The organism is Acinetobacter entericus (assembly GCF_026168575.1).
GTDB classification, from domain to species: Bacteria; Pseudomonadota; Gammaproteobacteria; order Pseudomonadales; family Moraxellaceae; genus Acinetobacter; species Acinetobacter bouvetii.
The window spans coordinates 59,003-76,015 of record NZ_JAPEQW010000007.1 but is presented as its reverse complement, the minus strand read 5'-3'; the positions used below and the strand labels follow the sequence as shown (position 1 = coordinate 76,015).

The window sequence follows — 17,013 nt, the reverse complement described above, 5'->3', positions numbered from 1 at the left end:
TGGGATGGGAGATAGAAATCTCTTTAATAAGCTTGGTCAAACGGCTAGTCCTTATGCTTACTCATTGGCTGGAGCTAATGCCGCAGCAATAATGGATGACAAGTGGTTTTGTGGTGCAAGGCCAAATTATGCGAATGTATCTATGGCTGCCATTGCAAATACGGTTGGTAGGCAGTTTGGAGAGAAAGCTGAGAATTGGTTAGCAAGTGATAATCATGCTGATATTGTTAAGAATTTTGATCCAGAAGAGTATCTTACTCTTGAAGCTATGCGATCAAAAACGAGACCTTTATTAGTAAAGGATTATAGTCAAAGCCCAAGATCGGCAATAAGAGATATTTCACCTACGCAACTTCCAGTGCTGACTTAATATGATAGTAATACGGGAAAAACTAGCTTAGTAGAAACCCAGATGCATTGCATCAAATTATTAACCGATAAATAAACTGCTAGAAGCTTTCAATGCCAAGTTAATGAGATTCATGCACGTGCAGCATTGAGCAGGCTTATTCATTGGCAAATGTTGTGCAATGAATAAGCCTTTAATATTACCAAAATTTAAAGATTACCAATTATACTTTACACCTACTTGAAAGTTAGCTGGTGCGCCATAGTAACTATTTAAAGTCGATAAATGATATTTCTCATTCAATAGATTATTAATATTTAAATTTGCTGTGAGATTTTCATTGATTTTATAGCGCGCCATTAAATCAACTATGCCATAGCTCCCTTGTTCTGATTTAAATGAATTAGTACGCGTGACATATGAATAAATATCACTTTGCCAGCGAACACCACCACCTACAGTTAAAGCTTTATCAAGTTGGGGGAATGTATACGAAGTGAATAGCTTTGCTGTGTTGTCTGGAATATCACTATTCAAGTTTTCAACAGTACTGCTTTTAGAAATATTACGGGTAAAACTTGCTGAGACTTGCCATAATTCTGTCAACTTACCAGTTGCTTCCAATTCAAAACCACGGCTTTTAATACCAGATTCAGCTCGGTAAATTTGTACTTCCCCAAAACCGAAATCCTTTCTTACTTTATTTCCGAATTCATCTAAAACTTCAATAGCCTTATTGTTCTCTTTGGTTTCATAGATTGCTGCACCAACATTTAGTTGGTTATCAAAAAACTCACCCTTGATCCCAAGCTCGAAACTATCACCAACTACTGGCTCGATAAATTCCCCATGAATATCATAGCGATCTTGTGGATTGAAAATAGTGGTATAACTGGTATAGGCTGTCCAATTCGGTGTGAAATCGTAAGTTAAGCCAACATAGGGTATAACTTCTTTTTCTTGTTGTTTCTTGTAGGTCGCAGTACCGCCTGTTTCGGGATTGGTTTTTGAAATTCTTTCCCAGTCATCAAAGCGAGCGCCAATAATTAATGCGAGTGGGTCACTCAGTTTTAAGCGGGCAGCAGTAAATGCGGAGAGGCTTTTTTCATCTGTACTATACCAGCCATTGGTTTTTAAATCCGGTTTAGCTGGCGTATAGCCATCCCAAGCAAAAATATTATCTATTGTATTTACATTCCAACCCGTTGAGCTAGGACGCTTATTTTCACTTTTTGCATAAGTCGTTCCTGCCACAATTTCATGCGTTTGATTAAACAAATCAAATGAGCCATTCAGTGTTAAATTAAATAAATCTTGGGTGGGTTTATAGTCCCAGCGTGTTCCATAAAGCACACTGCCAGCGCCAGTTGCTTTATTTATTCCTGAACCGGAAAATACATAGCCGACAATTTCATCAGAAGAGGTAATGGTGCGGGATGCAACGCCTTTTATTTTCCAGCGGTCATTAAGCTGATGTTCAATATCAGCAAAATAGCCTGTTGTTGAGCGGTCGGATGTTGACCAATTGGCCGCGGCTGAATCAGACCGTGACCAATCGATAGGTGTTCCATCTGTGTAATACGTTGGTAAACCGCTGCGGGCAATGCCTTCTATATCAATTTGTTGGTAGCTAACACCAAGGCTGGCTTTGGTATTATCATTTAAATCGGCTTCAACAACCCCATAAGCGACTTTGCGTTCCTCGCTGTAACGGTCTATATATGAATCGCCTGTTTGATATGCAAAGACTGTACGTCCACGAATTGTGCCTTCTTTATTGAGTGGGGTGGATATATCAAGATCGGTGCGGTAAGTATCCCATGAACCGGCGCTTGCACTGACAGACGCTTTAAAATCTTCTAATGGCTTCTTTCGTACCATATTGATACTGGCACTGGCTGTGCCTGCGCCAGTCATTAATCCATTTGCTCCACGAACAATTTCAACGCGATCAAAAAGAGCTGTGTCTTGGCTTTGGAAAATACTTGAATATGAGTTGAGTAGTTTTATGCCATCTAGTAAATAGCTGTCTACGGTTTGACCGCGTGCATAAATTGGAGAGGTGTCTGAGCCGATATTGCCGCCTTGCTTAATGGTTAAGCCTGCAGCTTGATTGGCGACATCCATAAGCTGAGTAAGATTTTGATCTTCCATTTGCTGTCGTGTGACCACACTGACTAATTGTGGCGTTTCTTTTAATGACAGGGCTAAACCTGTAGAGGCTGCTGTTGCCTTAGCTGTATATGAATTTGTTCCTTCAGTCGTTAATGGGCTTTCTTTATTTGCAGTGACCATAATTGCGGGTAATTGCGTTACTTCATGGGCGGAAGCATTCGTATCTTGAGATGTTGTACTTGCTTGAGTTGTATTGAGTTGGCTGTGCTGAGTTTCGCTGGCTGCTTTGTGAAGAGGTTTAATGCTGAAGCCACCATTTTCCAGTTTAATTGCTTCTAAGTTCGCAGGCTGCAATAAAATTTTTAAAGCTTGTTCAGGAAAATATTGTCCCTGTAAGCCCTTACTATTTATTTTTGAAAATGCTTGAGCATCATAGCTAATCGTTATTCCTGTTTGAATAGCAAGCTGTTTTAACGCTTGATCGAGTGTGCTTTTTTTAACGGTGATACTCTGTGCGGCAGCGGCATAGCCATTGGTTGACAGTACTCCAACTGTAAGAGCCGGAGCTCCTAATAAAACTGCTCGAATCGCAATAGCTAATGTGGTTTTGACCTGAAATTTTGACATAAAATTTGCATCTGAAAGTATGTTTATCTATAAGTCGAATAAAAAAGAAAAAGAGCTCACATTTTTTATTTCTTAGAATAGCTAAAAATTTTAGCTTTTAAAGCTATTCTAATTTTTGGATCTATGTATTTGAATTAATTTTTAAAATTCAGTTTTTACCGAAAAAGAAATAGTCCGGGGAATACCCAGCGAATATGTCGTTGCCCAATAATCTTTACCCGTTAAATTGGCAATATTTAAATTAAAAGTTGTTGGAATTGATGAAATACTCGTTTTATAGCGGGCACCAAGGTCAAAGATTGTATAACCATCTATTTCTTGCTGGTTGAGGCTATCTTTGTACATATTACCAGTGTAATAGGCGCCGCCAGTGAGTGTTAAACCTTGTATTTGAGGAATATTGTATTCAGTATAAAGTTTTACTAATGTATCCGATGCTCCTGTTGGTTTTTTTCCCTCCAGCATTTTATTGGTGGCTTGATCAATTTCTAAATCCATAAGTGTACCGCCAGTCATAACAGTTAAGTTGTCTGTTAGTTTTCCTGTCAGTGTTATTTCAAGCCCTTGATGGATCTGTAAGCCGTCTTGATTAATGTTTATTTTTCCGTTAGGTGTTCTTTCTTCAAAGTTATTGGCTTTTTCTATTCTAAATAAAGCAGAGCTGAGTAATAAGCGATCTGAAAATGCATATTTTGCGCCTAATTCATATTGTGTACTGATTGTTGGATTTAAAATTTTTCCAGGCTCATTATATAGTTCACTATCTAAAGGAACAGTTGAACCTTTTTCTAAACCTTCCATATAACTTGCATATGTTGTTAATTTTTCTAATGGTTTATAAATTAATGAAACTGTTGGCGTGAGTTTAGACTTATCATAGCTAGATGTTTTTTTACCCGCGGTATCATAATTTTTTGTTTTGATTGTGGTGTAATTCAGACCAATAAGTGCATTCCATTGATTATTAAACTGAATATCATCACCAATAATGACATTATAATTCGAATTATCAGCTGATTTATATTTCCTACCCCAATCATTTCCATCTAAGCCTGTTGGCTTTTCCCAACTGATTAAATCGTTAGGGTCGATAAAGGCAGGTGAATTAGCCGCACTTTTTGAGCTGATAACATGTTGTTTTGTTTCAAGGAAGTCACCCGACAAACCAACAGTTAATTTATGCTGTATCCCAAATGTATTAAATAGGCTATCTAGGTACGTATATGCGCCTTGAGCTATATTTTCTGATGGGGCACTTCGAGATACCCATCCATTCACATAGCCCGCATCGGCGTAGTATGCAGGGTATAAATTGATTGATTCTTGAGTATCTTTTTTAAGCATATAAGCAGAACGCAAACTAAATTGATCATTGATTTTATAATTTGCGTTTAAACCTATTCTGTCTGTTTTTATGTCGAGATAAGTCCAATCAGGAGTATAGGTTTTGTCGTTTTTAAGTGGCTTAATCCAATAGTCTAAAGCACCGAAATTGCTATTAGCATAAGCATAAAATCTAGAATCGATACCGTCCAATTTATATTCCGTATGGGCGCCTTCCAGTTGTAGCAGCAAATCATCATTTACATTCCAATCAATTGCCCCACTGATTAAAGTACGTTCAATATTTTGATTTTTTTTACCTGTTTCACCATTTTGATATGAGGCATTGAACCGATAAGCAAATTGACCCTCGTCATCAATTTTATTGCCTAAGTCAACATGCCCAAACCATTGCTGGTTACCATAATTCCCCAAAGTTAAATTGCTTAACTTTTCATATGTCGGACGTTTTAATACATAATTTGTAGTTCCACCGACGTTACCTACACCGTACATAAAACCTGTTAATCCATTCATTATTTCAACACGATCTAATTCTTCCATCGCGATACCTGTTGAAGTGGAAGATAATCTGAGACCATCCATCACGCCGCTTTGAGTGTGAAAACCGCGTATGGCTGCGTAGGGTGTGCCATAAACGGTGGAGGGTGCTGAGTTTTGAATCACAGGATTCATTTTGTAAATTTGATCCATATCCCCAGCGACAGCATTTTGAATCAAATCACTCGATATGACCGACACGGAGTATGGCGTATCTTTTAAATCTTTTGCTCCCCATGGGCCAACTTGTTTAAGCTGTTTTACAACATAGCCATTTTCAACACTGCCATCTTGTTCAGCACTCGCAATGACTGTAATGGTTGGGAGCAGGTTTGGTTCCGGCTGATTTAATGTATCTGCAGATGCTAAAGTATTGACGTTTTCTACGGCATAAAGTGTTGTTGATATTAAGCTTACAGATGTAAGTGGCAGACTTGCAAAAGTAGTTCGGATTGCTAAAGCCAGTAGCGTTGGCGGTGTTTTAACTTTCATAAATGTGTTCTTCAAGAATAAAAAGGTTTATTACTATTAGTCGAAGAACAGCTTTAAAAAGCTCATTTTTTTACGTGGAGTATATATGGGCTATAAAACTCTAAATTAAGGCTGTTTGCATGAGCGATAGCCTCAAGACTTTGATCAATGTGCACCAAAGAAAACACGCCTGAAATTTGAATATTTTCAATACTGGGGTCTATAAAATACGTGCCTTGCTGGTAACGGTATAATTCGTGTAGAACCTTTTTGAGAGGCCAGTTCTCAACGACTAATAAATGTTGCGTCCAGTAGGGCTGGTCATTTTTTAAAGGGATTGCGTTAGATATATGTTGAGCATTAAAAACAGCACGAAATCCTTGTTTGATTATTTTTTCTTTTGCAGGCTCAGCGGAATGAATGGCTACAGCATGTTCATAAACATTTAATTTAGTTTTTTTCTTTTCTTGCCGTACAGTAAATTGGGTACCTAAGGCTTCCAAGTCACCATTTGACGTACTCACAAAGAAAGGGCGTTTATACGGGTCTTTAGCAGTTTTTATATAAATTTCACCGGCAATCAGTTTAATTTTCCGTGATTGCTTTGTGTATTCGACATTGATATAGCTATTGCTGGCCAGTATAAGTTGAGAGCCGTCATCTAAAGGAATGTTCTTAATTTCACCAATATCTGTGTGATAGTCAGCTTGCCATTTTGACCAAGGCAATTGATATAAAAAAAATGTGAGTGTGAACAGGCCAATTAAGCTCAATAAAGTATTATTTTTTAATGTCTGATGAAATTCATTCTTTGAACGGGTAAAAGATTGATGGCTTAAATTTGCCGGCAGTTCATTGAGCCCTGAGATGATTTTTTGGACTTGCTCAATGGCCAGTGTATTTTCAGATTTTTGATTTTTCCATTGTTCAAATTGCTGATACTGTTCATCACTAACTTCTCCAGAGTGCAAAATCACCAGCCAATCAGCTGCTTCATCTAAAATGTGTTTGGACAGTTTTTCTGGAGTTGTCATATGTGAATGATAAATTATTGTTGTTGAAGACTGATACAGGCAAGAAAAGCGAGTTTCATGTCCCGTTTTACTGTGGCTTCAGAAATATTAAGCTGTGCACAAATGCTTTTATAGGTTAGGCCATCGAGTTGAGATAATAAAAAAACTTGTGCTGCACGTGCGGGTAATTTTTCCAAGACTTTATGGACTTGAAATAAGGTCTCACGAATACAGATTTCATGTTCAGCAGATGGATAAAACTCAGCAGGTAATTGGGCCAATGCCTCTAAATATAAGCGTTCCACTTGCTGATGACGCCAATGGTCAATAATGACATGTTTGGCAATGCCAAGTAGCCATGCTCTGGGTTCCTTAATATTTTCATGTTGATAATGGCTTTTAAGGGCACGATAAAAGACTTCCTGGCTTAAATCTTCAGATTGATGATGATGCTGAAGTTTGTGCTTAAACCAGGATAGTAAAGTCGTTTGGTGTGTTTGATAAACATGGCTAAACCATAACTGCTTATGTACATTTAAATTCATCAAATAGCCTTAAAAACAGAATCAACCAAATCTAAACTCTAGAAAGAAATAGATTTTAATAAAAATATTTATTGAATCTTAATGATAATCATTATTAAATGCAATATTATTATTTACACAAAGTAACATCTTTTTTGAGCTGTTTATTCATCTCATCCGTCTAAGTAAATAACGATGCGTAATCACCGTATTACGTTTGCAATGTTAGTGGTCTAGTCATGAAATCCCTTTCTTTTCAGTTCAACACTCAAAATCACCATCGATTTATTGTGTTAATACGTATTCTGCTTGCTTCATTAGGCGGTTTTGTTGCAGCAAATTTAACGGTTGCTATGGTTGGGTTGCTCTTTCCAAATCAGCTTGCAATCGCTACATATACCGGTTTTTTGATTAGCTTCATTGTTTGGTTAGTGTTCATATTGACTGTATTCAGTATAAAAAGCACTTTAAAAATGGTCTGCTTATCCATCGGTTTGTTATTTAGCCTTGGGTGTATCGTCAGCGCACTAAAAATTTGGGGAAGCACATGAAAGAGGGCTTTCGCCAAAGCATGGCTTGGCTGCATACATGGACAGGTTTGGTCGTTGGCTGGATCTTATTTTTTGTATTTTTAACAGGTACAGCAGGTTATGTTCAAATTGAACTGACACGATGGATGCAGCCTGAAAAAGCATTGCAGTCCAATGTTATTGTCCCTGAAAATGAGCAACTGGATAAAGCCTATCATTATTTAAAAAATAATCCTGACGCGCAAAAAGCCGAACGCTGGGGAGTGAATCTGCTCACCAATCAGCGCGGTGCAGATGACTTCGCTGTCAATTGGACTTCTCCGCCAAAAGAGGAAGGGAAACGGGGTAAATATCATAAAGAAGTCCTTGATGTTTCATCAGGGCAACCTGTTTCTGAGCAAATCCAGCCTCGTGAAACAGGTGGAGGTTTTACCCTTTATCGTATGCATTATGCCTTGCACTATATTCCTTATGATTGGGGCATTCGGATCGTGGGCATTTGCACCATGTTTATGTTCGTCGCCATCATTTCGGGCATCATCACCCATAAAAAAATATTTAAAGATTTCTTTACGTTTAGACCCGCCAAAGGTCAACGCTCTTGGTTAGATGCACACAATGTCATTAGTGTGATTGCTTTGCCTTTTTATATCATGATCACGTATAGCGGTTTAATTTTCTTTGCCAATGCTTATATGCCTTTGGGTGTTCCAATGGTTTATGGCTCAGGAGAGAAAAATACAGAACGCTATTATGCGGAACTTTACCCAACAAACTCTCGTTTTAATAAGGATGATTCTGCTGTTCCGCCAGCCATGGGGGAAATCCAACAGAAATTCGTACCTATTCAGCCTTTACTTGCAAAAGTTCAAAGTGAATGGGGCGGATCACAAAAAATCAGTCAGGTAAATTTTTATCCTGATCAAGGTAAAACTTCTGCAAAAATTGAATTTTACCAAACTGGCAGCGATACGATTGCAAGAAAACGCACATCTTTAAGTTTTGATTTATATACAGGTCAAAAGATAGTTCAGGAAAAGTCCAATGAAGATAAGGCGCCGATGGTCTTTGGTACAACTGTATTAGGGCTGCATGAAGGCTTATTTGCATCGTCATTTGCACGTATCTTATATGTGCTGACAGGGCTTTTAGGCACAGCCATGATTGCGACAGGCTTGGTGCTGTGGACCGTTAAACGCCGGCCAAAACAATTAAAAGCGGATCGAATGAGTTTTGGGCATGCTTTAGTTGAACGTTTAAATATTGCCATGATTGCTGGTTTACCCCTTGCGATAGCCGTGTATTTTTGGGCAAACCGTTTGATTCCTAGCGACTTTGCTAACCGTGCCAATTGGGAAGTGCATTGTTTATATATCACTTTATTGGCGAGTTTTATTTATGCCTTAAGTCGGCCGATTGTCCGTGCTTGGATTGAGATATTGGCTTTTGCTGCTTTGGCTTATTTATTGTTGCCTATCCTCAACTTTGTCACGACAGATCGTCATTTAGGCGTATCACTTTTTCACCAAGACTTTGCATTAGCCAGTATTGATCTGGGATTTATTTTCCTTGGAATCGTGTTTGCATGGGCAAGTTACCGTGTGTGGTGCAAGCGGGATTCTATTTTAAAACCTGTTGTTAAAAAAACCAAAAAACCACGTGTTTCTCCGGCAGATGATGTGATTGAACTTCCGCGGTCAGAGGAATTGTCATGAGCATAGTGTCGATCAATATTTTAACCGCAATATTTTTGAGCTATATCGGTTTATTTGCTTTAAATCTTTCCATGGAACGCAATGCAAAACTGGTTTTGAAAGCGCCGTTATCTTTAAAAAAAATCCAAATACTTAAAGTCTTTGGATGGATATTTTTAGCACTTTCATTATTTCACAGCATTTTAGCATGGGGTGTTTCGATCGGGATCACCGCATGGTTTGGCGTCATCACACTGATTGCTGGAGCAATCGTGTTTATTCAATCTTATCAAGCAAAGTTGAATTTGAATTTATCAAGCATGGCTTTTTTTATTGTGATTGGATTGCAATTTTTTCGACTGTAAATGAGTGAGTTTTATGAGTAATCAAAATATAGATGTAGCGAAAAAACGCAATTCATGGGGTCGAAAACTGAAATATATCATTGGATTTTCTGTATTCATTTGGCTGATCATTGGGGGAATATATTGGAAAAAGACTTCAAATCAACCGAAAGAAGAGTATAGCCAGTGGAGTAAGCCTGTTCCAGTACGTGTTGTGCCTGTACAGCGCAGCAATTTAGATGTTGAAATTAAAGCCATTGGTACGGTTGTTCCAGTGCATACGGTAAATGTGCAAAGTCAGGTTTCTGGCGTGCTGCAACAGGTTTATTTCAAAGAAGGGCAATGGGTAGAAAAAGGGCAGCTATTGGCTCAGATTGATCCTGCTTCATTTAAAGTGGCCTTGGCGCAAGCTGAGGGTGCAAGACAGCAAAATCTTGCGCAATTAAACAATGCGGAAACTGAACTTGCACGCTATCAATTGCTGTTTAAACAAGACTCTATTGCCAAACAGCAAGTTGAACAGCAGCAGGCTTTGGTGAATCAGCTGAAAGGGCAAATACAATCCAATCGTGCGCAAGTCGACGCTGCAAAACTGCAATTGTCCTATACCCGAATCTATTCACCAATAGATGGCCGTGCCGGCTTTAAGCAAAAAGATGCAGGCAACTTGATTCAGGCCAATGAAAGCACAGCTTTGGTGACCATCACGCAAGTTCATCCTGTTTATGTACAGTTTGCAGTGGCAGAAAATCATCTCACAGGACTCCGTGAAGCCTTAAAATCAGGTCAACAGGTCAAAGTCAGTGCATGGGACAAAGCAGAACAGCAACAGCTCGCAGTCGGTCAAGTGCAGGCATTGGACAACCAAATTGATGTCAGTACAGGCACTTTAAAATTAAAAGCGGTATTTGATAATCGTGATGACAGCTTATTTCCAAATCAATTTGTCAATGTGCGCTTAAGTGCGCAGACCATTCAAAATGCCGTCAGTATTCCAAGTGACGCTGTTCAGCATGGGGCAAAAGGCACCTATGTTTACGTCATCAATAAAGACCATAAAGCTGAGATCAGAAGCCTAAAATTAGGTTTAAGCAGCAATGGTCAGATTGAAGTTTTAGCAGGCTTAAACGGTACTGAAAAAGTGGTGCTTGAGGGGATTGACCGTCTTTCAGATGGCAAAGAAGTTCAAATTATTGCTGATGATCAACCGCATCCCCCTGTAATGGAATCTGCTGCTGGATAAATCATGAATATTTCACGGTTCTTTATTGTACGTCCAGTCGCAACCACGCTGCTGATGCTCGCGTTGCTGTTTAGCGGTTTGCTGGCTTGGCGAATGCTTCCTGTATCTGCTTTACCGCAAGTCGATTATCCGATTATTCAGGTGTATACCTTTCAGCCTGGCGCAAATCCAGATACGGTACAGCGAACGATTACCGCACCACTTGAACGTGAAATGGGGAAAATTGCTGGCTTAAAACAAATGTCATCCAACAGTTCAGTTGGGGCATCTGTTATTACCTTACAGTTTGATCTCAGTGCTGAATTGGGCGTGGTGGAGCAAGAAGTTCAGTCTTCATTAAGTACTGCGAGCAGTAAATTACCCAATGATTTACCAACACCGCCAATTTACCGCAAAGTAAACCCTGCCGATGTGCCCGTCATTACACTTGCTATTAGTTCTGATGCTTTACCCTTAACCACTGTGTATGACATGGTGGATACTCGGGTTGCGCAAAAGTTGTCGCAACTGGCGGGTGTCGGTATGGTGAGCCTAGCAGGTGGTCAACGCCCTGCAATCCGTGTGCAAATGAATCCGGCTGCGCTGGCAAGTTATAAAATGAGTGCGGAAGATGTTCGATCTGCGATTGATTCTGCCAATGCAAATCAACCGAAAGGCAGCTTTGATGGACCATTTCGAACCACCATGCTGGATGCCAATGATCAAATTCGCTCAATTGAAGATTATGAAGCTTTAATTCTCCGTTGGAATAATGGCGCACCCATTCGTCTTAAAGATGTTGCAACTGTCATTGAGGGTAGTGAAGACCGTTATATGGCAGCATGGGCAGACAGCCAATCAGCCATTTTGGTCAATGTGCAGCGTCAACCAAATGCCAATGTCATTCAAGTTGCCGATCAAATTAAACAGGTTTTACCTGAGCTGCAGCAGAATCTTCCTGACAATGTCAAAATTCGTATTTTGACTGATCGAACTGAAAGTATTCGTAGTTCGATTCATGATGTGCAAAAAGAATTGGTTTTTGCTGTGTGTCTAGTGGTGATGGTAACGTTCTTATTTTTAAGAAATCTTTCTGCCACGATTATTCCAAGTATTGCTGTACCGCTGTCGATTATCGGTACATTTGTTTTGATGCACTTTTTAGGCTTTTCAGTGAATAACTTAACGCTGATGGCGCTGACCATTGCTACAGGTTTTGTGGTTGATGATGCCATTGTGATGTTGGAAAACATTGCTCGACATCGAGAGTCAGGCGAAAGCTTATTGCAAGCGGCCTTAAAAGGTTCAAGAGAAATTGGCTTTACCCTGATTTCACTTACTGTATCGTTAATTGCCGTGCTCATTCCTTTGCTGTTTATGGGCGATGTAGTGGGGCGTTTGTTTCATGAATTTGCGGTGACTTTAGCGGCTGCCATTGCATTATCCCTCGTCGTTTCACTCACCCTAACCCCAATGATGTGTGCATATTTGCTGAAAAATACGCAGCATGCGCCATCACGTAGCCGATGGAGTTTAGATTGGGTCATTCAGCAATATGGCAAAGGCTTAGAGTGGGTATTTAAGCATCAGGCATTCACTTTAGCGGTGATGCTGAGTACGGTCATCTTGGCTGGTGTGATGTATTGGATGATTCCTAAAGGCTTTTTTCCCGTACAAGACAGCGGCGTGATTCAGGTGGTGACAGAAGCGCCTGATGATATTTCGTTCCACGCCATGAGTGAGCGTCAGCACGCTTTGGCGCAGCAAATTTTAAAAGACCCTGCGGTTGAAAGCTTGTCTTCATTTATTGGCATTGATGCCAATAATCCAAAACTCAGCAATGGCCGGATTCTCATTAACCTTAAACCGTATGCTGAACGTGATAGTGCATCGCAAGTGATGACTCGTTTGCGAGGAGAATTTGATCAGGTCAAAGGCATTCAAGGCTGGATGCAGCCTGTGCAAGAATTAAGTATTGAAGACAAAATTAGCCGTACGCAATATCAATTGAGTCTTACTGCAACCCACAGTGCAGATTTAGAGCAATGGACACCAGTTTTGGTAGATGCTTTACGCAAACAAGCTGAATTTGCCGATGTCACCAGTGACGGTGGTGGATTGGGCTTGCAGGCATTTATTGATGTTAATCGTGATGCTGCAGCACGTTTAGATTTAAGTATTGAAGATATTAGTTTAGCACTGCAAAACTTATTTGCTCAGCGACAAATTGCCACTTTATATACGCAGTCGAATCAATACCGTATTGTGTTAGAGCTAGCACCAGAGTTAACGCAAGGTTTTGATGCTTTGGCACAAACTTATATTCATAATAGCAATGGCGAACCGATTCTCCTCAGTTCAGTGGCAACCATTGTGCAAAAGCGTGTCCCGATTCTTCTGCAGCAACAATCACAATTCCCCGCCAATGGTGTGTCATTTAATTTGGCGCAAGGCGTGGCATTGGGTGATGCAATTAAGGTAATTCATCAAGTTGAACAGCAACTCAATTTGCCAATTGATGTCAAAGTGAAACTACAAGGTGCTGCCGCTGCGTATGAAAATTCACAGCAGCATACTTTCTGGTTAGTAATCGCTGCAATTGTCACTATGTACATCGTATTAGGCATTTTGTATGAAAGCTTTATTCATCCGATTACCATTCTTTCTACATTACCTTCTGCAGCTATTGGCGCTTTGCTTGCACTATTTATGGTGAATCGACCATTAGACATGATCGCGTTGATTGGCATTATCTTGCTGATTGGTTTGGTTAAAAAGAATGGCATCATGATGGTGGACTTCGCATTGGCTGCTCAGCGCAATGAAGGCTTATCGCCGCAACAGGCCATTTATCAAGCGGCTTTAATGCGTTTCCGTCCTATTTTAATGACTACATTGGCAGCATTGGTGGGTGCAATTCCCTTGATGTTGGCATCGGGTGCAGGGGCAGAGCTGAGACAACCGCTCGGGATTGTGATGGTCGGTGGATTGTTGTTAAGTCAAATTCTGACATTGTTTACGACGCCTGTGGTTTATCTGTTTTTTGATCGTCTGCAGCAATCTTTTAGTCAGTCAGACTCAAATCAGTTCGATGTTGATACAGCTGTTACAGATAATGCAGGGAGAGAGTCTTGAAATTACTCTCAGCCTTTATTCATCGGCCAGTGGCAAGTGTCTTAATTGCCATTGCTATTGTTTTATTGGGAATTGTGGCCTATTTGCGTTTACCCGTTGCGGCCTTGCCTCAAGCAGATATTCCCACTATTGTGGTGCGGGCAAGTTTGCCAGGTGCAAGCCCTGAAAGTATGTCTGCCACTGTAGCAACGCCCCTGGAACGTGCCATGATGGGCGTTTCAGGGGTGAAAGCCATTAACTCGTCAAGCAGTCAAAGTTCAGCGCAAGTGGTTTTGAATTTTGATTTGGCAACAGATATTAATGAAGCTGCAAGAGAAGTACAGGCAGCCATCAACGCTGCCATGTCGCAGTTGCCGTCAGGCATGCCAAGCCCACCTGAATATTTTAAAGTCAATCCGAGCCAAAGCCCTATTTTTTACTTGGCATTGAGCTCACAGCATTTATCTGCGGGTAAATTGTATGAAATAGCCAGTGATTTGCTACAACCCAATTTGGCACAGGTCAGCGGCGTCGGTGAAGTCTCGATTGATGGGGCTTCCATGCCTGCGGTGCGGATGAGCTTAAATCCCAATGCGCTGATTTCACAGGGTGTTTCTTTAGAGCAAGTTCGTGAAGCGATTGTGAAAAGCAACCGTACACAAGCACTGGGTGTGGTTGAAACTGATCAATTACGCTGGCAAGTGGCGCTTTCGAGTAATTTAAAAACAGCTGAAGATTTTGCCAATCTTCCAGTTTATAAAAATGCTCAAACGATTGTACGGTTAAAAGATGTTGCAGAAGTTCAAGATTCAGTAGAAAACCGTTATGTCAGTGGTTTTCATAATGGTCAACCAGCGGTCATTATTAAAATTAGCCGGCAACCGAATGCCAATACCGTTGCAACTATTGAGAAAATTAAGGAAAGGCTGCCTGAATTACAATTGATGATTCTGGAGGATGCTCAGCTTACAACCGTGATGGATGGTTCGAAAATTATTCGGGCCGGTTTGGACGAAGCACGAGATACCTTATTGCTTTCAATCCTCTTGGTGGTGATTGTTGTGGCGTTGATGCTGGGGCGAGTACAAAGTGCCGTAGTGCCTGCGGTTGCGTTAATTGTTGTATTGATTGGTGCAAGCAGTTTAGTGTATTTGGCAGGATTCTCACTCAATAATTTGTCCATTATGGCAGTAATTGTTGCTATCGGACTTGTTGTTGATGATGCCATCGTGGTGCTTGAAAATATTGAACGTCATATTGAACAAGGTGAGCAACCTGTTCAAGCGGCATTAAAAGGCATTCAGGAAGTTGGGACAACATTAATTGCGATGAATTTGGCTTTAGTCGTGATCTTCATTTCTATCTTGTTTATGGGTGGTGTAATTGAACGTCTATTTAGAGAGTTCTCTTTAACATTGGTGTTTATTGTTATTTTATCCGTGGTGATTTCCCTAATATTAACGCCAAGTTTATCTGCTCGTTGTCTAAAGCCATTAGCCAGTTATCAACATAAAGCATTGTACCAATATAGTCATCGGTGGATGCAAAAGTTGAATCAGGGTTATTTAACATCTTTAAAATGGATGCTTAAACATAGTTATCTGGCAATTTTGTTATGGATTGGGGCAATTGCTGGTTCTGCTTATGTTTATCAGACTTTGCCTAAACGTGTATTGCCTGAGCAAGATACAGGGCGAGTTGATGCGTTTATTCGGGGGGATGATGGATTCTCATTTCAGATTATGCAGCCCAAAATTGCAGCTTTTAGCGAAAGTCTACTCAAAGATCCTGCTGTGCAAAATGTGGTGGGGACTTCAGGTGGCTCTGGTGGGACAACCAACTCATTTCTGATGGTAAGTTTAAAATCTAAAGCTGAACGTAATGGTCAAAGTGCTCATGAAGTCGTAGAGCGTTTGAAACAAAATGCGCCGTGGCAGGCAGGGGCAATTTTTTCAGCAAGAGTCAAGCAGGAGCTTGAGCTTGATGACCCGTTTGGCGGCAGTGGGCAAGACTACATGTTGCTTCTGCAATCTGACAACGTGGCGTTATTACGTGAGTGGATACCCAAAGTAGCCTTGGCAATGCAAAAACTCCCTCAACTTGCAGAAGTTGAGTCGATGGGGGATGAAGGTGCGCAGCATGTGACTTTGGATATTGACCGTGAGGCGGCGCAACGTTTAGGGGTAAATATAGACAGCATTGCCAGTGTGCTAAATAACTCTTTTTCACAGCGTCAAATTTCAACCATTTATGATCAAACACAGCAATTTCATGTGGTGATGGAAGTCGATAAGCGCTTTACCGAACAGCCTGAAGCTTTGGCGGATATTCGTGTACCGAACCAGCAAGGTGAGTCAGTTCCACTGAGTAATTTTGCCACATGGTCTTATGGAATTACCAATGATCGGGTTTATCGCCGCAACCAATACGCTGCGATGGGCATTGGCTATGTTGTAAAACCGGAATATACCAATGAACAAGCCGATGCTGCGATTCGCTCAATTTTACCTGAAGTGATGCTGCCGAACGAAATCTTTATGACCAGCGATAAAGAAGCTGAAGCGCAAAGTATGCAAAGCGGTTTAAGTACGCCTGTACTGGTTTTAGTGGTGATTTTACTGATTTATATCGTACTGGGCGTGACTTATGAAAGCGTGGTACATCCATTTACCATTCTATCCACCATACCCGCAGTCGCCTTAGGGGCTTTACTGACACTTTGGACATTTGGCTTTCACTTTACCTTAATTGCCTTATTGGGAATGTTCCTGCTCATTGGCGTGGTGGTGAAAAATGCCATTCTGCTTATTGATTTTACTTTGATGGAAAGGCGGGCAGGAAAATCAGCCTATCAAGCAGTCGTGTCCGCTGCGGAACTTCGATTTAGGCCAATCTTAATGACCAATACCGCAGCACTATTAGGCGCTGTTCCATTGGCACTGAGTTGGGGCGAAGGTGCTGAATTACGTCAACCTTTGGGTGTCGTGATCGTCGGCGGTTTGGCGCTTGGACAATTACTCACGTTATACACCACGCCTGTATTGTATTTGGTTTTAGAAAAATGCGCTGATTTTTTTAGAAAATCGAAAAATGTGCATGCAATTGATTTAGGTAAATAGGAAATAA

At 40.6% G+C, this 17,013-nt stretch carries 11 protein-coding genes; 7 read left to right on the top strand and 4 right to left on the bottom strand.

What is annotated here, in order from left to right; translation table 11 throughout:
- Positions 1–4: 4 nt before the first annotated feature.
- Positions 5–370 (top strand): hypothetical protein, encoded by a 366-nt coding sequence (locus tag OKC24_RS07385; protein WP_265464932.1) that lies wholly within the window; start codon positions 5–7, stop codon positions 368–370.
- A gap of 195 nt (positions 371–565) precedes the next feature.
- On the opposite strand, the gene OKC24_RS07380 is transcribed toward OKC24_RS07385, so the two are convergent.
- The 4 genes from OKC24_RS07380 to OKC24_RS07365 form a co-directional block, all read right to left on the bottom strand.
- Positions 566–3,091, bottom strand: a complete 2,526-nt coding sequence (locus OKC24_RS07380) for a TonB-dependent siderophore receptor (protein WP_130146668.1) — start codon at positions 3,089–3,091, stop codon at positions 566–568.
- Positions 3,092–3,232: 141 nt separating this feature from the next.
- Entirely contained in the window at positions 3,233–5,467 is a 2,235-nt protein-coding gene (locus tag OKC24_RS07375; RefSeq protein WP_130146666.1) for a TonB-dependent siderophore receptor, read from the bottom strand.
- Between the two features lie 62 nt (positions 5,468–5,529).
- A complete protein-coding gene (locus OKC24_RS07370) occupies positions 5,530–6,480 on the bottom strand; it encodes a FecR domain-containing protein (RefSeq protein ID WP_131276279.1) in 951 nt (316 codons plus the stop codon).
- Positions 6,481–6,494: 14 nt separating this feature from the next.
- Entirely contained in the window at positions 6,495–7,004 is a 510-nt protein-coding gene (locus tag OKC24_RS07365) for a sigma-70 family RNA polymerase sigma factor (RefSeq protein ID WP_130146662.1), read from the bottom strand.
- Positions 7,005–7,222: 218 nt separating this feature from the next.
- On the opposite strand from OKC24_RS07365, the gene OKC24_RS07360 reads away from it, so the two are divergent.
- From OKC24_RS07360 to OKC24_RS07335, 6 genes are read left to right on the top strand one after another with little or no spacing between them, the layout of a single operon-like run.
- Positions 7,223–7,534 carry a hypothetical protein gene (locus tag OKC24_RS07360; protein ID WP_131276278.1) on the top strand — a complete coding sequence of 104 codons (312 nt, stop codon included), beginning with the start codon at positions 7,223–7,225 and terminating at the stop codon, positions 7,532–7,534.
- Positions 7,531–9,228: a PepSY-associated TM helix domain-containing protein gene (locus OKC24_RS07355; RefSeq protein WP_131276277.1), complete on the top strand. Its 1,698-nt coding sequence runs from the start codon at positions 7,531–7,533 to the stop codon at positions 9,226–9,228. Before OKC24_RS07360 ends, OKC24_RS07355 begins: the two co-directional genes overlap by 4 nt.
- Complete coding sequence (locus tag OKC24_RS07350; protein ID WP_131276276.1) at positions 9,225–9,572, top strand: DUF3325 domain-containing protein; 348 nt, start codon at positions 9,225–9,227, stop codon at positions 9,570–9,572. Before OKC24_RS07355 ends, OKC24_RS07350 begins: the two co-directional genes overlap by 4 nt.
- Positions 9,573–9,585: 13 nt before the next feature.
- On the top strand, positions 9,586–10,794 hold the full coding sequence (locus OKC24_RS07345; RefSeq protein WP_131276275.1) for an efflux RND transporter periplasmic adaptor subunit: 1,209 nt from the start codon (positions 9,586–9,588) through the stop codon (positions 10,792–10,794).
- A gap of 3 nt (positions 10,795–10,797) precedes the next feature.
- Complete coding sequence (locus tag OKC24_RS07340) at positions 10,798–13,908, top strand: multidrug efflux RND transporter permease subunit (protein WP_265464931.1); 3,111 nt, start codon at positions 10,798–10,800, stop codon at positions 13,906–13,908.
- Complete coding sequence (locus OKC24_RS07335; RefSeq protein ID WP_131276273.1) at positions 13,905–17,006, top strand: efflux RND transporter permease subunit; 3,102 nt, start codon at positions 13,905–13,907, stop codon at positions 17,004–17,006. Before OKC24_RS07340 ends, OKC24_RS07335 begins: the two co-directional genes overlap by 4 nt.
- The last annotated feature ends 7 nt before the right edge of the window (positions 17,007–17,013 follow it).